The following is a 16,963-nucleotide window of genomic DNA, read 5'->3' as shown; positions in this document are numbered from 1 at the left end:
TTAGTAAAGATAACAGGTTTTAGGGAAGGGGCGGCAGAGAAGAGGAGGCTGTTTTGAGGCTGTTTTCTGAAAAAGAGGCTCTAAACAGAACTGGCCATTTAGAGCACGTTTAAATTTGAGGTTGCAAAGATGAAATGTAAACATGCGCTTAAACCATTGGTTTGTTTTCTGCCCGGTTTGGGGAAACACTCTATTGCTTAACCAGATAGGAGCTTGCGGGTTAAATTCAACTACTTGAGCAATGCTCACCCCTTGGCAGAGCTCTGCGGTGCTTCTTTCCATTGAATGAATTGATAATTCAATATATTGTTAAAATTTAATGTATCTAAATATTACAAAATCCGTTCTTGTGCCTAATGATGGGAATAAGGGGTTTCTTCCAGCATGTTTTGCTGAAAACTGATAAAAACAGGCCTAAAAGTTTTGATTAGGCAATTCTCTTTTTGGCACGGTAGTTGAAAAGGTGGAAATCATAAGAGAGAAACTTTACGAACTCTAAAAAGTACTAACATGAAAAAGCTAAGCTTAATATTCGCCTTGATGTTCTTAGTGACTGTTGCTTTCAACAATGCCCAAGCGCAGGAAAGAAAAAAATGGAGCCCGCAAGCCAAAGGTGCGGTGATTGGGGCTGGTACTGGTGCTGCGGCAGGTGCCATCATCAACAAACGTAACCGGGTTGTAGGCGGGGTAGTAGGAGGTGTTGTTGGGGGTGCCGCCGGCTACGGGGTTGGTAAAATAGTGGAGAATAAGAAAAAGAAAAGAGCTGCTGCGGAAGAAGCCGAGTTCAACAGAACCGTTGCCGCTAACAGAGCTTATGCCTATAGCTCCTCTAACAGATCAGCGGGTTCTACCGCCAAGAAATCAACGTCTGTGGCTAAATCTGCGCTAGTTGCCGCGCCGGCTACCATGGCGTACACCGGCTACACCGCCGGGCAGCCGCAGATCATGAGCATGTCTAACCTTTCCTTCCTGCCCAACGAGCACTACGGTGACTATTCAAAGCCGTACGCTGATTCTGAGTACAGAAGAAAAAGCTGGTAAGCACTGGGCAGTAGCCTGCTATGGAAAGCCCAAGCCCCGTGCTTGGGCTTTCTTATTAGAAGTCTAAAATATTTGAAACTTCTAATATTAAAACGAGTATGTGGTTTATTGATTCACTAAATTCTGAAAGTATGAAATCGTCACTTGTCATGTTCGTGTTCGCGCTGTTCCTTTTCTCCTGTACCAAAGAAGAAAAAAAGGAAGCAGTAAATGTGCAGCAACTGAACCAACAGTTTATAGGTGCCTGGAACAGCAGAAACTCGGCCCAATTGGATACGCTCTTTGCCGAAGATGCACACTTTGTGCAAGGTGAGGTGCACTACAGCGGCAGATCTGAGGTTTCTCAGAAATGGGTTCGGGAAACCATGGGAACCATTGAGAACCTGAGAATATTCCCGGTAAGCTCCGGGGCCGATGAAAACATTGCCTTTGAAGGTGGTACCTTCACCGTAGACGTAATTCCTTCTGACCGTCAACTACCCAAGGGTGAAGGCGAAGGTAACTTCCTGCTGCTCTGGAAAAAAAATGACAAAGGTGCTTGGAAGCTTCACTATGCCCAGTTAGAAGACCATCCGGTACAAGTAGCCAGATAAACTTCCACTTAGTTAATTAGGAAAAGGCTTGAAGACAAATCTTCAAGCCTTTTTCCGTTTGATGGGCTAAGCAGATAGTTATTGCCAATAGGTGTTGTGCGTAGAGTTAGCGGCAGCGCTCTACGCGCTTACCGGACAGCCAATCTCCCGATTGGCGTTAAGAAGAAGTTCATGTGTTTTGAAGGTTTTTACAAGGAAACAGGCCGGAAACGGTTCGCAATCTTCAGCTTCCTGGTTTCGCCAATCAGGAGATTGGCCGTCCGGCAGTGGCGTAGTCAGAGGCTACGCACAACAATGGAAAAATCGTTTTAGGGCTGTTTGCATGAAAACAGCCTTAAAAGCAAAAAGGCTCCGCACGCGGAGCCTTTTTGCTTGGTATACTTCTGAGTGGTTACACAGAGAAACTGTCGCCGCAGCCGCAGGTACGGCTGGCGTTGGGGTTGTTGAAGTAGAAGCCTTTGCCGTTCAATCCGTCAGAGAAGTCCAACTCGGTGCCGGCCAGGTAGAGGAAGCTTTTCATGTCTACCACCACCTTCACGCCTTTGTCTTCAAATTCCTGGTCCATGGGCTTTACCTCGTCATCGAAGTCTAGCTTGTAGGACAGACCGGAGCATCCGCCGCCGGCTACAGAGGCTCTCAAGCGGAAGCTGTCGTCTATGTTAGAGTCTTGCTTCAGCTTTTCTACTTTTTCTTTTGCTTTATCAGAAACGGTAATCATACGCGTATCCTCCTTTCTTTATTTAGGAAACTGGGTTCAGCACCACACTGAAAACGGTGATGGTGTTGATGTCCCGGCCGTAATATAGTTTATCCAATGCATCATACATGTTGGTCGCCCGGAAGTAGGACGTGTTCAGTTCGCGTTCGCCCCGCGCCACCCATTGGATGGTGAAAGAGCTCTGTTGGTCACGCGACTGCCGCACATAGTCCAGCATCTTCCGGAGCGCATCCACTCTGTCATAGCCTGTCACGGTATGGAACAGGAACGACTGGTGGTGCCGCGGGTTCACGGTAATCAAATCAAGGCGCATCCGGTCTTCCATGGGCCGGAAGTCAAACAAAAGCTGACTTCCTTCCATGCCCAGGTGTTCCTCAATCTGCTTCTGAATCCGGGCGCTCTCTACGTGCACATTGGTGGTTGCCTCCATGCGCTCGCAGAAATCTTAGTGGTGTGCTTTGGCCTCTACCAATGGCTCCAGACCGTTTTTCACGCGGTAGTCATTGATAGCAGATTTGATAGCGTCCTCGGCCAATACAGAGCAGTGAATTTTCACCGGCGGCAAGGCCAACTCTTCCACAATCTCCATGTTGTCAATGGCCAAAGCCTCGTCAACGGTTTTGCCTTTCAACCACTCGGTGGCCAGCGAAGAAGAAGCAATGGCAGAACCACAGCCGAAGGTTTTGAACTTGGCATCGGTGATTACCTGGTTCTCATCTACTTCAATCTGCAGACGCATTACGTCACCGCATTCAGGGGCGCCTACTAAACCGGTACCCACGTTTGATTTTGATTTGTCCAGCGTTCCTACGTTGCGTGGGTTGCTGTAATGGTCGATTACTTTATCTGAATAAGCCATAGCCTTTTTTAATTACGAATTAATAATGATGAAGTAAGAATTGGGGTTAAGTAGCTAGTTTATACGTATTTAAATGAGATACGAGTAATTCCTACTACTTAATTCCCCATTCCTAATTGAAATCTTAGTGTTCTGCCCACTCTACAGAGTCAAGGTCAATACCCTCTTTGAACATTTCCCACAGCGGGCTTAGTTCACGAAGTTTGGTCACGGCCTCTTTCACGTGATTGATGGCATAGTTTACTTCTTCCTCAGTGGTGAAACGGCTTAAGCCGAAACGCAGGGAAGAGTGTGCCAAATCATCGCTCATGCCCATGGCTTTGAGCACGTAAGAAGGCTCCAGGGAAGCAGACGTACACGCTGAGCCAGAAGAAACGGCGATGTCTTTCACGCCCATCATCAGGCCTTCGCCCTCTACATATTTGAAGGAGATGTTGCTCACGTGGGGCAGGCGGCTCTCTTTGTTTCCGTTCAAGTAAGACTCTTCCATTTGCAGCAACTCGCGCTCTAAGCGGTCACGCATGGCAATGATGCGGGCAGTGTCAGAGGCCATGTCGGTGCGGCAGATTTCACAGGCTTTACCTAAACCTACGATACCAGGCACGTTCAAGGTACCGGAACGCATGCCGCGCTCATGTCCGCCACCGTCCATCTGGGCAGTCACTTTCACCCGTGGGTTTTTGCGGCGCACGTACAAGGCACCAACGCCTTTAGGGCCGTACATCTTGTGGCCCGAGAACGCCATCAGGTCAATCCCGTCGGCTTCTACGTCCACCGGAATTTTACCAACGGCCTGAGTGGCATCTGAGAAGAACAGCACGCCGTGTTTCTTGGCAATGGCACCAATCTCTCTGATAGGTTGTACCACGCCCACCTCGTTGTTACCATACATGATGGAAATCAGGATGGTCTTGTCCGTGATGGCCGCTTCCAGTTCTTGCAGGTTGATTAAGCCTTCGCCGTCCACTTGCAGATACGTTACCTGTCCGCCAAGTTTCTCAATGTGCTTACAAGTATCCAACACCGCTTTGTGCTCCGTGGTGGCCGTGATGATATGGTTTCCTTTGGAGGCGTACATCTCAAAAACACCCTTGATGGCAAGGTTGTCTGACTCCGTAGCACCTGAGGTGAAGATAAGCTCTTTGGGGTTGCAGTTGATCAAGGCCGCGATTTGCTCACGGGCGTAGTCAACGGCTTCTTCGGCGGCCCAGCCGAACGGGTGGTTCCGGGACGCGGCGTTCCCGAAGTGGTTGGTAAAGTATGGCAGCATTGCCTCCAACACGCGTGGGTCCATGGGCGTGGTGGCATTATTATCTAGATAAATCGGAAATTTCAGCATCTTCGTCAATAGTTTTCCTTTGGTGGGGTATCAAAAAAACAGATTTTCTCTCCAGTTAGTTTGATTTCCCCGCAAAAATACACAAAAAACATTACTTAGAATACCTTTAAATAAACCGTATGCATGTAGAACATATTGGCATTGCCGTGAAAAATTGCCAAGACGCGAATCAGTTGTTTGCCAAATTGCTAGGCGCGGAGCCTTATAAAGCAGAAAAAGTGGAAAGCGAAGCCGTAAACACGTCTTTCTTCCACGTGGGCAACACTAAAATTGAACTCTTGGAGGCTACCGCCGACCATAGTGCCATTGCCAAGTTCATCGAGAAGAAAGGGGAGGGAATCCACCACATCGCCTTTGAAGTGGAGGACATTGTAGCCGAGATGGAACGGCTGAAAGCCGATGGTTTTCAGCTCCTGAACGAGGCCCCCAAACGCGGCGCCGACAACAAATTGGTGTGCTTCGTGCACCCGAAATCGGCCAACGGCGTGCTGGTAGAATTGTGCCAAGAGATACGATAAACTTGCTTTGAAGGCGTTTTGAGGCTGTTTTCAGGATTTTGGCTAAGAAATGGTATTGGCACAGACACTCGTAGGAACTACGCACACTACGAGGTCTTTTGAGCAAGCGGGAAGGTGGTGTTTTAAATGCTATCAAAATCCTGTTGTGGGATGCGAGAATCAATGCTTTTGGAAGCTGTGGCACTATCCTGAAAGATACCAAGTGTAGATAAAGTGAACGGAAAATTAGCAGAGTCATCAACCCGAAAGACCTCGTAGTGCGCGCAGCTCCTACGAGTGTCTCCGCTAATACCATTTCGAGGCTGTTTCCATAGAAACAGGCTCAAAACACGCGCATTTGCCAAACCTTACGCATTCACGTACCTTTGCAGCTTGCCCGCCGAAGGCGAAAACTCTTGCGTTTACAAACAGAACTACCCCGTTGCCCATGACTACCCCGGATATCACGCTTCCAGAACACCCCGTTTTTGCCGTAGTGGCCCAAGCCGCGAAGGAGTTGCATACCGAGGCGTACGTCATTGGCGGTTTTGTGCGGGACTTGGTCTTGAAGCGTCCGTCCAAAGACATTGACGTGGTGTGCCTTGGCAGCGGGATTGATTTGGCACAATTGGTCGCCAGTAAATTGCCCAACAAACCCAAAGTGGCCGTGTTCAAGAACTTCGGGACGGCGATGTTGCGGACCGAGGATGGCTGGGAGGTGGAGTTTGTGGGGGCTCGGAAGGAGTCTTACCGGTCAGATTCCCGGAAACCGGAAGTGGAGCAGGGAACGCTGGAAGATGACCTGAACCGCCGCGATTTCACCATCAACGCCATGGGTATCAGCCTGAACGAAGGCAGTTTCGGGGAGCTGATTGACCGCTTTGAGGGGATGAAAGACATTCGGCGCAAAAACCTGAAAACACCCTTGGAGCCGGGCATCACGTTTTCAGACGATCCGCTGCGCATGATGCGGGCCATCCGGTTCGCGTCTCAACTGGACTTCGACATTGACCCCGATACCTTTGACGCCATTGGCGAGCACAGGGAGCGCATCAAGATTGTCTCGCAGGAGCGGATCACGGATGAGCTGAACAAGATTGTGCTCTCCAAAAAGCCGTCGTACGGTTTCAAGCTGTTGTTCCAGACCGGTTTGCTGCACCTCATCTTCCCCAAAATGGTGAAATTGCACGGCGTGGAGACCATCAACAAGAACTCGCACAAAGACAATTTCTACCACACCCTGCAGGTGCTGGACAACGTGGCCGAAGTCTCTGATGACCTGTGGCTGCGCTGGGCCGCCATCCTGCACGACATCGCCAAGCCCGAGACCAAGCGCTACAACGAGAAAGTAGGCTGGACCTTCCACGGCCACGAGGACCGCGGCGCCCGCCAGGTTCCCAAAATCTTCGCCGATTTGCGCCTGCCGCTCAACGACCACATGAAACAGGTGCAGAAACTGGTAAGGCTCCATCTTAGGCCCATCGCGTTGGTAAAAGAAACCGTCACCGATTCGGCCATCAGGAGACTGTTGTTTGAGGCCGGAGACGACATAGACCGGCTCATGCAACTCTGCAAAGCCGATATCACCTCCAAGAACAGTGACAAGGTAAAACGCTACCTGCAGAACTTTGAAAAGGTGGAGCAGAAACTGAAAGAGGTGGAAGAGAAAGACAGCCTCCGCAACTTCCAGCCGGTCATCACGGGAGATTTGATCATGCAGACCTTCGGGATTTCCCCGTCCAAAGAAGTGGGCCTCCTGAAAACCGCCATCACAGAGGCTATTCTGGAAGGAGAGATTCGGAACGAGTACGAGGAGGCGTTTGCGTTCTTGCTGGAGAGAGGGAAGAGATTGGGGTTGGAACCGGTAGTGAAGTAAGAAAGTATGTCAACTGCATTTTAAGCTCCTATTGATTGATTGATTGATTGATTGATTGATGCGCCTTGGAAGGAGGTGGTGGAGAGCCAAAACCTACCCCTACCCTTCCGAGGAGGGAATTAGCCAAGGGATAGCAATGCGGCAGTGCCTGGTCTCTATGGGTTCTGTCAACACCGCTTCTGCTACTTCTTCCAGTTCCAGTCTTTCCCGAGCGCGCCTCGCTTTTGGCCCTGGACAGACTTCTACTAAGTGGAACAGACTTCTCAGGCCGAAAGGGCAGTGCGAGAGGGGAAGACGGGGCCTCGCGGCCGTGAGCGCATACCGCCAAAGATGAAACAATACAGCACTTGCACCCACGCAAGAAGCAGCTAAGCCAAGGGAACAGCATATTCCATGCCCCTGCTAATCACCCAACACCCCCCTTCAAGCTAAAGTGCAAGATGTAACCAACAGCGTTTTAAGTCCCTTTTCAGAAAAGTAGCCTTAAAACGCAAAGAAGCCGGTATTCTGGGGCAGATTCTGCATAAACTTGCCCCAGAATACCGGCTTCTTTTGTGAAAAAAGATAAGAAACAAAAGGAGGACTTTGCCAGAAGCGCGTCCTCCTTAAACCAAAGCAGCTCGAAGAAATCCAGAGAAGAGTGCTCTGGTGTGATGGCGTTTTGGGCCTGATTTCTAAAAAACAGGCTCAAAACGGGATATTATTTACGGCGGCTTACACGGGAGCCCCCAGATTGGTTCATCTCTACTTGCTGCACTTCGCCCAGGTAATGGACGGTGCTGGCACCGCTGGCATCGGCGCGGAGGTATTCCTGCACGTTCACCACGGCTTCGCTGGCGCCGCTTACGTCTACCTCGGCGCGCTGCGCCATTAGTTTCGCTGATTCTACCTTGCTGGCACCGCTTCCGTCCACCGAAAGATGGTCGGCGTGGCCTTTCAGGTTGGCTTGGGCAGCCCCGCTTAGTTCCAGTTCCAGGTGGCTGGTGCTAATGTTGATGGCGATCTCACTGGCCCCAGATTGTTTGATGGTGAAGTTCTCTGGGTTGAAACCCGTCACCTCCACTTTGGCGGCTCCGCTGATGTCTACCAGAGACAAGTCTGGGGTTTCCACCTCAATCAAGACCGGGCTTTTGCCTACTTCCCAAAGTTTGAAGAATTCACTGTCACGTTTGATCTTGAGCACGCCGTCCTGAACCCGGAGCTGGAGTTTTTCCAGTTCCTCCTCGGTGCCGGTTACCCGTACAAAGTGGCGGGAAGACATCCGAACCCTGATGTGGTAAGCGCCTCCGGCATCAATCTCAGAGAAATCACGCACGTTGTAGATCTTGGAGATTCCTGCGTAGTGATCGTTCAAAACAGCCAAATCATCGTCCAGGCCCGCAGTAGTACTTTTCACGGTTGGGCTGGCGGTGGTGTCTACCACGCTGCAGGTGAGGCAAGCCAGGCGGCCATTCTTCATTTGCCAGGTGTTTCCGGCCAGATCTTCAGAGCTGTACTCCCCGTTGGTGATCTCACGTGAGAAGTGATCGGCGAAGCCCTCAGAGAACCGAAGCTGTTTCCCCTCCGGAATCAGAATTCTGATGTCAAGATCCTGATCCCGGAAAATGGCGTTGGAAGTGAAGGTGAAGGCATCATCAAACCGAAGCACCGAGTCTTGCCGCACCATTTTGTAGGTGATCATGCGGGCGTTTTTGATGGCATCTTCCTCATTGAGGCCACTGGCTTTGAACGTCTGGATTACCTTCACCTCGGTTCCGTTATAGCTTTCCAGTTGCACGCCCATGCGGTGGCCATAGCTATGGTTGGTGTCTCTGACGTTGAAGACGATGGTATCGTGCGCTGCCGGAAAGGATTGCTCGGTGGTATATTCGCCAGATTCCTGGAAGTGGCGGGTTGTCAAGGCAATACCGCTGATCAAAGCAGCCACGGCAATCAGCCAGAGGCCTAACATGGGCCAGCCTACGGTTGGTCTGAGCAGGAAACGCCTGGCCAGTAAACCCACCCCCAGCAGGAACAAAAGCAGCGCCGGAAGGATGCCGGCAAAGAATCCAGCCCAGATTAACCAGGAGGGTACTGCCTTGAAAAGGGCCGAGGCGGGCATGTCCCCAATCTGGATGTACTCTGGCTGGTCAAAAATGCCTAAACCGGTCATTAAAGCCGTTAACAGCGCTACCATAAAGGCCCCGGATACCACCATCATCATCAGGCCGGCAAACACCCGAACTGCCGTTACCAGAAACCCCAGAATAGGGCTAAATACTCTGGACAAGGCCTGAATTACCTGTGACACCAACCGTACCGGGAACAACAGGACTTTGGCTAAGGTGCTCTCCTGGCCGTTAGCGTCCCGCATGTTCAGGTTGTTTTTAACCGATTCTTCTATACTGGAGAGCGTGACGGGGTTTCCCTGCATTTGCACCCGCTCTGTGATAGATTTGGCCTCTGGTACCGCTATCCATAGAATAATGTAAGGGATAAGCCCAAACCCGCCAATCAGAAACAGAACCAGGAACAGCAACCGGATGATGGCCACGTCTGCCCCGAAATAGATAGCGATACCACTAGCCACTCCGCCCAATTTCTTGTCAACCGGATCACGGAAGAATTTGCGTACCGCAATATCAGGCAATGACTCATTCTTGGGCAAGGCAGCCCAGCAAACACCATACAGGATAACGCCAAACAAGGTAAACCCTCCCGTAAACGGCACACCTAACACCATAATCACGAAGGCCAATCTTACCCAAAGCGGATCCATCTGTAGATAGTTGGCAATACCCGCCGATACCCCAGCCAACACTTTGCGGTTCACGTCACGATAAAGACGTTTTTGCTCCTTGGGGGCGTTGGCATAGGGAGGCGAAGTAGCGTTGTTGCCCTGGTTCCGGGCAGAGGCAGTCTCCGTTTCCTCGTTTTCCACCGTCTCAAAATCGGCAATGGTTCCCATTTGGGTAATGAGCGCCAGTACGTCATCACGGGTAATGACCTGTTTGCCGGGGTTCAGGCGGGCGAAGAAAATCTCCGCGATACGCGACTCTATGTCGGCCACAATCTCTTCATGGCCCTCATAAGAGGAGAAGTAGCCCTTTATGGCGGCAAGGTACTGGCTCAACATCTCGTAGCCATCTTCCTCCACATGGAAGATCATGCCTTGCAGGTTGACACTTATGTTCTTTTTCATGGCTAGTTGGATTTCTTGCGGTTGATGATGAAGGTGGTGGAGTCTACCAGTTCCTGCCAGGTAAGGCGGAGCTGTTCCAGGAACTCTCTGCCGGTGGCGGTGAGGGTGTAATACTTGCGGGGTGGCCCCGAGGTGGATTCCACCCAGGAGTAGTCTAAGAGGCCGGCGTTCTTCAGTCTGGTGAGTAATGGGTAGAGCGTCCCCTCCACTACAATCATCTTGGCGGCGGTCAACTCCTCTAGCATGTCAGAGGCGTAGACCTCGCCGCGGGCGATGATCTCCAGAATGCAGTACTCCAGAATCCCTTTCCGCATCTGCACTTGTGTGTTTTCTACTTTCATGGTCTGTGAGTCTGAATTGTTGATACAAATATAAGCTAAGGTACTATGTAAAACAAGGTACTGTGAAAATTTATTTTTGGTTGCCTGTTTCTGTAGGAAAGCAGGTGGGAAGTGCTTAGAAGTGAAATAGAGAAGGGGAAGCAGGGGGTACGAGAAGAAATATGATTAAAGTTGGAACAGAATAGCCCCAGCAGATGTCATAGCCGCACTAGTGAAAGTGTTATTATCTAGAGGGAGAGCCTTATATTTACATGTTATTTCTGTAGAGGAGGTATACCTATTTTTTATGGTGAAAAAACTGTTACCCATTCTTTTCCTTGTTGTCTTTTATCTGTTTCCTGATCTGGGTCAGGCGCAGAATATTTCTGCGCCCAAATACAGCAATGAGTTCCTCAATATTGGGGTAGGAGCCAGAGCCCTGGGCATGGGAAGCGTGCAATCGGCTATTGTGCGGGATGCCACCGCCGGTTTTTGGAATCCGGCCGGGTTAGTAGGCCTTCCTAAGCGCCACAATGCGGCGTACATGCACTCAGAGCTTTTTGCGGGCATCATCAAAAATGATTATGGCTCCTACGCCACCAATCTGGACTCCACCAGCGCCCTTGCTTTTTCGGTCATCCGGGTGGGGGTAGATGACATCGCCGATACCAGGCGCCTGCAGAATGAATACGGTGCCATCCAGTATGACAGCATTGAATTCTTCTCCGTGGCAGATTACGCCTTTCTGGCTTCGTACGCGCGCAAAAGCAACTTGATCCCCGGCCTTACCTTAGGGGCCAGCGCCAAAATCATTTACCGCAACGTAGGGAAGTTTGCCAATGCCTGGGGCTTTGGGATTGATGCGGGTGCCCAATTGCGCCGGGGCAACTGGCAGTTTGGTTTGATGGCCAAAGACATTACCACCACTTTCACCGCCTGGAAACTGAACCCCGATGAGCTGGAAGCCACTTACCTGCAGGATGAGGAGTCTTTCAACGCCAACAGCATAGAAGTAACCCTTCCCCGCCTGATTCTTGGGGTGGGCCGCTCTTTCCAATTCGCGAACAAGTTCTCTGCCCTAGTAGCCACCGACCTTGAGATTACCTCAGATGGGGAAAGGAACACCCTCCTTTCTACCGGCGTCGTTTCAGTTGATCCCAGGGTGGGCATTGAGGTAGGGTATGCCAATGCCGTGTTTCTGCGCGGCGGTTTTAACAACGTGCAGCAAATAGAAGACCTTGATGGCAAAAGTAGTTGGAAAGTGCAGCCTAATTTTGGCATAGGCGTGGCCACCCGTGGTTTGCAGCTGGATCTGGCGTTATCTAAAGTATCAGATAACTCCCAGGTCTCCTCCGTGATTGTTTCCCTGGCCTATAGTTTTGATTGATTTCTGTGCACGAGCTATTCTTATGAAGACACCTTACCATCTTAAATTTTTACTTTTCACCGCTTTCGTTTCTCTTGCTCTGCTAGGTGCTGCGCCACGTGCTTATGGGCAGCAGATCACCTACGGAAATGAGTGGATTAACTTCAGTCAGAAGTACTACAAAATGAAAGTGCCCACCACGGGCATTTACCGTTTAAACAAAGCATACCTGGAGGCCGCCGGCATCAATGGCATAGATCCCCGCAATTTCCAGCTTTACCGTCGTGGCCAGGAAGTCTCCATCCATGTGGAAGGGGAGGCCGATGGTTCTTTTGATGCCAATGACTACATAGAGTTTTATGGGGAGCAAAATGACGGGGCGCTTGACAGGGAACTCTATAAAAATCCTACACAGCAGTTAAACCCATATTATAGCTTATATACAGATACTGCCGCTTATTTCTTGACTTGGTCTACAGTACGAGGGAAGAGAATGGTTCTGTATAATCAGGAGCTTACTGGATTGACCCCCGAACCATGGCATATGCAGGAAAAGATATTTTTTGATAATGGACAATATTCTAGGGGGAAGAGGTATGGCGAAAACTACATGTCTTGGATGGATGTAGGTGAAGGATTTACGGGAGGTACTGTTGCTGGATGGACCTACACTCTTCCAGATATGGCCACAAACCTGCATAGTGGCGGTCCTGCGCCCAAGATTGAGATAGCTTTTGCCGGAGCCAATAACAATAATCATGAAATAGATATTTTCGTAAGGCCACCTAGTGGGGCAGAGCGCTTAGTTGGTACTGTAAGGGTGAATAATGATGAAGCTATCAGACAGGAGTTTACCTTAGAGGCAAATGATTTCTTTTCTGATGGAAAATTAGTTATCCGCACAGCGGCTAAAAATGCAGCATCCCGTTTCCGGCTACCTTATTTCAAAACGGTTTATCCTCAAAGGAATCTGCTTACTTCATCTGGCCTTTCTTTCAAACCCTCAATACCCACATCTACGCCTTCCTACTATATCTTTGAAGGTAGCACTGTACCAAATGCAATAGGATATGACATAACAGCCCTAGGAAGTATAAAGCGTATAGCAGGGGCGGTAACAGGGGCGCAAAAAGGATTTGTTTTCCCTGCTTCCTTTCAAAATGGAATCTTGTGGTCTGGGGCAAACCTGGTGCCTCTTCCCGCAAGAGAAGTAAAGTTCAGATCAGTAGCAGGTAACCAGGCTAATTACCTGATTATCTCGCACCAAAGCCTTATGCTTCCCAGCGGATCTTCCACTAACCCAGTCCGGGATTATGCGGCCTACAGAGCCTCTGCAGCCGGTGGCGGGTATGATACGCTTACGATGGAGGTAGGGCAACTCTATGACCAGTTCTTTTACGGCGATAAATCATCTGCCGCTATTAGACGCTACATGAAGTTTATGATAGCGAATGGAAAGCCAGAGTATCTGTTTATCCTTGGAAAAGGCTTGGAGGCAGATAATGTTAACGTTAGAAAGAATCCGTCTGCCCTTGCTTTCAAGGATTTGGTGCCAGTAGGAGGTACTCCAGGGTCTGACGTGTTCTTTACTTCTGATTGGGAAGTTGGAAACTACGTTCCTAAAGTTGCCACTGGCCGTCTGCCCGCCCAAACGGCAACAGATGTAATGGCTTATCTAAACAAGGTGAAATCGCATGAAGCCTTGCCCCAGAACCTTGAATGGAGAAAGAATATTCTTCATTTGGGCGGCGGCCAGACTGTTGCGGAAGGAAAGCAGTTTAGGACTTATCTGAATAACTATGAACTCATAGCAGAGAAGCAATTTTTAGGAGCAGATGTAAAAACGAAAGCAAGAGAAAATACGCAGAATGTTGAAGCCCTTAATGTGTCAAGTGAGCTTAATAACGGCCTGTCTCTCATTACATTCTTCGGGCATAGCTCTTCTACTGCCTCAGACTTAGATATTGGATTCGTTTCAAACCCAATATATGGTTACAATAACAGAGGCAAATACCCCATGATTTTGATGAATGGGTGTAATGCCGGAAATGTTTCCACTACCGCTACTTCTTTTGGGGAAGATTGGTTACTGACGCCTGAGAAAGGAGCAATCCTGTTTTTGGCACATACCAGCTACGGGTACCCTTCTATACTCAATGTGTTTAGTCGTACTTTCTATGAAGTGGCTTTTGCAAGCAAAGAGACCTTCGGAAAACCAATGGGTATTATCCATAAGGAAACAGTGAGGCAGATGGATGTGATAGGAGGGGATAATGTAACGGCCATGCTGATGCAGATGGATTTGAAAGGTGACCCGGCAGTTGTATTGGTGGGGCCAGAGAAACCAGATTATGCCATCACAAACGGTAGTATCTCTCTGAAGTCTATAGATGGAAGGCCGTTGTCTGCTGCCTCAGAAAAATTATCTGTTCTGGTAGATGTGAAGAACTTAGGCAAAGCGGTCAATGAACCTTTTTATATAAGAGTAAAGCGTTTTCAGGAGAATGGCGAACTTCTGCAAGCCGATTCTGTAGAGGTGCCATATGTCTACTACCGAGACACCATTGAAGTGACTTTTGACTCAAAGGTCATAGTGCCAGGCGCAAATTACTTTGAAGTTAAGGTAGATTCAGATGATAAGCACCAGGAATTGGAGGAAAGCAACAATACCGGTAGGTTGGATTTCTTTTTGCCTGCGAGCAGCGTAGTGACTTTGGCCCCTAAGAAATATGGGATAGTAGGAAATAGGAAAGTAAAACTGATAGGGCAATCCAGCAACCTCTTATCTTCTGTTTCTGCTAGGTATTACTTTGAGGTAGATACCACAGCTACGTTCAAAAGCCCTTGGAAAAAAGCAAGCGTAGTGGGAGGAGGGCTTTTGCCTGTCTGGGAAATAGAGTTGCCCGCCAATACCCCCCAGCGCGATAGCGTGGTCTATTTCTGGCGATTTAGAAACAATGAAATAGTCGCCCCGGAAGATACCGTATGGGCAACCAGTTCTTTTAGATACATTCCAGAAAGTTCGCCAGGTTGGTCACAAAGTAATTTTGCTCAGCTGGCTGAGGCAAGCCTGCAGAATATGGAGCGGCAGGAGCAGGACAAAAGAATCAACTTTACCAAGAATATTTCAAAAACGATAAGGATAAGAGGAGTAGGAGGGAATATACATTTTGGGTATCCTCCCTACTCCATTTATATAGAAGGAGTAAGAACCATTCATAGCGATTGTAACACAGATAGGCCAAATATACTGGCGGTAGTTTTCAATGATAAGACTTTGGAGCCTTTCAAAGGAATGCCTTCAGGTACGGCTTGGATATGCGGAGTGCCCCTAGAAGCTAAAATATCATATCATTTTGGAGACCTGAGAAGTCCTGAGAACTTGTTAAAACTAGAGGAATTCTTAAAGAGCGTACCTAGTGGTTATTATGTTGCAATGGTAGGGATGAGCAAGGTTCCTTATAGTTCAATGAGTACGAGCCTGAAGAATGAGTTCAAAAACATAGGTTCTTCTTTGATTGATCAACTTACCACCGGAGACCCATTTGCGATCATTGGGAGAAAAGGGGCAAAAGCAGGAACGGTTCCTGAAATAGGGCCTGCGGTTGGTGATCCTACACCGGCAGCTGATCAATCTGTTTTTTTGGAGGATCAAATCAAGACAGCCTCTGGTGAGGGAATGCTGACCTCATCTATCATAGGGCCTGCGCGGGCGTGGAAACAACTCAATTATAGATTAGCCGCTGAAACATCAGACAGCTACCAGTTAGATGTGATTGGCATTGCCATGGACGGAGATGAAACTAAAATACACAGCAATGTCTCCCCTACGTTCAACCTTGCTTCTGTTAATACCGCGCAATATCCGTTTTTGAAGTTGAAGCTAGCCGTAAAAGATATTGAGAATAGGACAGCCCCGCATTTAAACGAATGGATGGTGCTTTATGATGAAGTGCCAGAAGGAGTGCTTCGGCCTGATTTGATTGGGATTGACAAGTATACCAATATTTCTGATCAGGCATCTGGGGGGGAAGTGATGCTGCGGTATGCTTTTCAAAATATTACAGATATTGGCTTTACAGACTCACTAACAGTAAGGGCTACCTTGTTTAAAGAAGACGGAAGCGCAACGGTGCAAGAGTTCAAAGCAGAACCATTGCTAAAGAATGACACCGTGTACTTCAAACATGCTTTCTCCACCGTTGGGATGGCCGGTACTAACAGAATAAGGATCAATGTGAATCCGCAGATCTTGCCAGAGCAAAATTACTTTAACAATACCCTGGAGCTTCCTTTTACGATTGGTACCTACAATGGAATGCCGCCGGTGGTAGATGTAGTCTTTGACGGGGCTCGCATTTTAGACGGGGATATCGTATCGCCAAGTCCCATGATTAGCATCATGTTGAAGGACAACTCTGGTAAATTAGCTGTGAAACAATCCCAATTGATGAGGGTGTATCTTACTAAGCCAGGTGCTTCAATAGCGGAAGAAATTTTCTTAGGCAGTAACCCAGATGTAAGAATGTTTCCTGCCGATGATAAAAATGATCTAAGGGTAGAGTTCAATCCAAAGAAGTTGATTAACGGAAACTATACGCTTGAAGTGCAGGGGATAGACGCTAAGGGTAATCAACTTGGGGGCTCGCATAAAGTCAATTTCGAGGTAATCAACGAATCCACTATTTCTAATTTCTATCCGTATCCTAACCCGTTCTCGTCTAAGACCAGGTTTATCTTTACCTTGACCGGAAGCACCGTGCCAGACAAGATGAAGTTGCAGATTATGACCGTGACGGGTAAAGTGATCCGGGAGATCCAAAAGGAGGAGCTGGGGCCCATCAAAATAGGAAATAACGTATCTGAATTTGCCTGGGACGGTACCGATGAGTTTGGGGATAGACTTGCCAATGGCGTGTACCTCTACCGCGTGGTGATGGACAGCGGGGCTGAGGAAACGAAGCACCGCTACACCGCGGGCGACAAAGCCTTCAAGAAAGGGTACGGCAAAATCTATATTCTGCGGTAGTATGCTCGTTTTAGGGTTGGTTTGGGAAAAACGGCCCTAAAACAGAAACCCTCATAAAAACAGAGAGGCCTTCTGCCATGGCAGAAGGCCTCTCTGTTTTTATGAGGGTAGAAGCGAAAACGGTCGGGGTCTTTGTGATCTGCA

Annotated in this window: 13 protein-coding genes; 6 read left to right on the top strand and 7 right to left on the bottom strand. The window is 48.9% G+C overall.

Annotated elements, in window-relative coordinates; genetic code table 11:
- Nucleotides 1-282: a hypothetical protein gene (locus HHO50_RS01090; protein WP_181304160.1), complete on the bottom strand. Its 282-nt coding sequence runs from the start codon at nt 280-282 to the stop codon at nt 1-3.
- A gap of 228 nt (nt 283-510) precedes the next feature.
- Between HHO50_RS01090 and HHO50_RS01085 the strand changes: the two genes are divergently transcribed.
- Together HHO50_RS01085 and HHO50_RS01080 are read left to right on the top strand one after the other, a co-directional pair.
- A complete protein-coding gene (locus HHO50_RS01085; protein WP_181304159.1) occupies nt 511-1,041 on the top strand; it encodes a YMGG-like glycine zipper-containing protein in 531 nt (176 codons plus the stop codon).
- A gap of 131 nt (nt 1,042-1,172) precedes the next feature.
- The gene (locus HHO50_RS01080) at nt 1,173-1,634 is read left to right on the top strand and encodes a DUF4440 domain-containing protein (RefSeq protein ID WP_181304158.1); all 462 of its coding nucleotides are present in this window, start codon (nt 1,173-1,175) and stop codon (nt 1,632-1,634) included.
- Nucleotides 1,635-2,025: 391 nt separating this feature from the next.
- Here HHO50_RS01080 and HHO50_RS01075 read toward each other — a convergent pair whose 3' ends face one another.
- From HHO50_RS01075 to HHO50_RS01060, 4 genes are all read right to left on the bottom strand, one after another.
- On the bottom strand, nt 2,026-2,352 hold the full coding sequence (locus HHO50_RS01075; protein ID WP_181304157.1) for an iron-sulfur cluster assembly accessory protein: 327 nt from the start codon (nt 2,350-2,352) through the stop codon (nt 2,026-2,028).
- Nucleotides 2,353-2,374: 22 nt separating this feature from the next.
- Nucleotides 2,375-2,782 carry a hypothetical protein gene (locus HHO50_RS01070; protein WP_181304156.1) on the bottom strand — a complete coding sequence of 136 codons (408 nt, stop codon included), beginning with the start codon at nt 2,780-2,782 and terminating at the stop codon, nt 2,375-2,377.
- Between the two features lie 15 nt (nt 2,783-2,797).
- Entirely contained in the window at nt 2,798-3,211 is a 414-nt protein-coding gene (gene iscU / locus HHO50_RS01065; RefSeq protein ID WP_181304155.1) for a Fe-S cluster assembly scaffold IscU, read from the bottom strand.
- Between the two features lie 124 nt (nt 3,212-3,335).
- Complete coding sequence (locus HHO50_RS01060; protein WP_181304445.1) at nt 3,336-4,547, bottom strand: IscS subfamily cysteine desulfurase; 1,212 nt, start codon at nt 4,545-4,547, stop codon at nt 3,336-3,338.
- A 122-nt stretch (nt 4,548-4,669) separates the two neighbouring features.
- Here HHO50_RS01060 and mce point away from each other — a divergent pair, with 122 nt between their 5' ends.
- Both mce and HHO50_RS01050 read left to right on the top strand, forming a co-directional pair.
- On the top strand, nt 4,670-5,068 hold the full coding sequence (mce, locus tag HHO50_RS01055; protein WP_181304154.1) for a methylmalonyl-CoA epimerase: 399 nt from the start codon (nt 4,670-4,672) through the stop codon (nt 5,066-5,068).
- A 427-nt stretch (nt 5,069-5,495) separates the two neighbouring features.
- Nucleotides 5,496-6,923 (top strand): CCA tRNA nucleotidyltransferase, encoded by a 1,428-nt coding sequence (locus HHO50_RS01050; protein ID WP_181304153.1) that lies wholly within the window; start codon nt 5,496-5,498, stop codon nt 6,921-6,923.
- A 700-nt stretch (nt 6,924-7,623) separates the two neighbouring features.
- Here HHO50_RS01050 and HHO50_RS01045 read toward each other — a convergent pair.
- Together HHO50_RS01045 and HHO50_RS01040 are read right to left on the bottom strand one after the other, a co-directional pair.
- Nucleotides 7,624-10,104 (bottom strand): GIN domain-containing protein, encoded by a 2,481-nt coding sequence (locus tag HHO50_RS01045; protein WP_181304152.1) that lies wholly within the window; start codon nt 10,102-10,104, stop codon nt 7,624-7,626.
- Between the two features lie 2 nt (nt 10,105-10,106).
- Nucleotides 10,107-10,445: a PadR family transcriptional regulator gene (locus tag HHO50_RS01040; protein ID WP_181304151.1), complete on the bottom strand. Its 339-nt coding sequence runs from the start codon at nt 10,443-10,445 to the stop codon at nt 10,107-10,109.
- Between the two features lie 286 nt (nt 10,446-10,731).
- On the opposite strand from HHO50_RS01040, the gene HHO50_RS01035 reads away from it, so the two are divergent.
- Together HHO50_RS01035 and HHO50_RS01030 are read left to right on the top strand one after the other, a co-directional pair.
- A complete protein-coding gene (locus HHO50_RS01035; RefSeq protein WP_181304150.1) occupies nt 10,732-11,811 on the top strand; it encodes a PorV/PorQ family protein in 1,080 nt (359 codons plus the stop codon).
- 22 nt (nt 11,812-11,833) lie between these two features.
- Nucleotides 11,834-16,819, top strand: coding sequence for a C25 family cysteine peptidase (locus tag HHO50_RS01030; RefSeq protein ID WP_181304149.1), 4,986 nt, complete (start codon nt 11,834-11,836; stop codon nt 16,817-16,819).
- Nucleotides 16,820-16,963: the final 144 nt, after the last annotated feature.

Origin of the sequence: Rufibacter sp. XAAS-G3-1, assembly GCF_013623775.1 — a bacterium.
Taxonomy (GTDB): Bacteria; Bacteroidota; Bacteroidia; order Cytophagales; family Hymenobacteraceae; genus Nibribacter.
Note: the sequence above shows the minus strand (reverse complement) of the source record. Positions and strands in the feature narration are given on the sequence as shown.

Bases quoted from the DNA above. Each gene is read 5' to 3' on its own strand.
- HHO50_RS01090 (WP_181304160.1), bottom strand. From the start codon at position 282: ATGGAAAGAAGCACCGCAGAGCTCTGCCAAGGGGTGAGCATTGCTCAA.
- HHO50_RS01085 (WP_181304159.1), top strand. From the start codon at position 511: ATGAAAAAGCTAAGCTTAATATTCGCCTTGATGTTCTTAGTGACTGTT.
- HHO50_RS01080 (WP_181304158.1), top strand. From the start codon at position 1,173: ATGAAATCGTCACTTGTCATGTTCGTGTTCGCGCTGTTCCTTTTCTCC.
- HHO50_RS01075 (WP_181304157.1), bottom strand. From the start codon at position 2,352: ATGATTACCGTTTCTGATAAAGCAAAAGAAAAAGTAGAAAAGCTGAAG.
- HHO50_RS01070 (WP_181304156.1), bottom strand. From the start codon at position 2,782: ATGGAGGCAACCACCAATGTGCACGTAGAGAGCGCCCGGATTCAGAAG.
- iscU (WP_181304155.1), bottom strand. From the start codon at position 3,211: ATGGCTTATTCAGATAAAGTAATCGACCATTACAGCAACCCACGCAAC.
- mce (WP_181304154.1), top strand. From the start codon at position 4,670: ATGCATGTAGAACATATTGGCATTGCCGTGAAAAATTGCCAAGACGCG.
- HHO50_RS01050 (WP_181304153.1), top strand. From the start codon at position 5,496: ATGACTACCCCGGATATCACGCTTCCAGAACACCCCGTTTTTGCCGTA.
- HHO50_RS01045 (WP_181304152.1), bottom strand. From the start codon at position 10,104: ATGAAAAAGAACATAAGTGTCAACCTGCAAGGCATGATCTTCCATGTG.
- HHO50_RS01040 (WP_181304151.1), bottom strand. From the start codon at position 10,445: ATGAAAGTAGAAAACACACAAGTGCAGATGCGGAAAGGGATTCTGGAG.
- HHO50_RS01035 (WP_181304150.1), top strand. From the start codon at position 10,732: ATGGTGAAAAAACTGTTACCCATTCTTTTCCTTGTTGTCTTTTATCTG.
- HHO50_RS01030 (WP_181304149.1), top strand. From the start codon at position 11,834: ATGAAGACACCTTACCATCTTAAATTTTTACTTTTCACCGCTTTCGTT.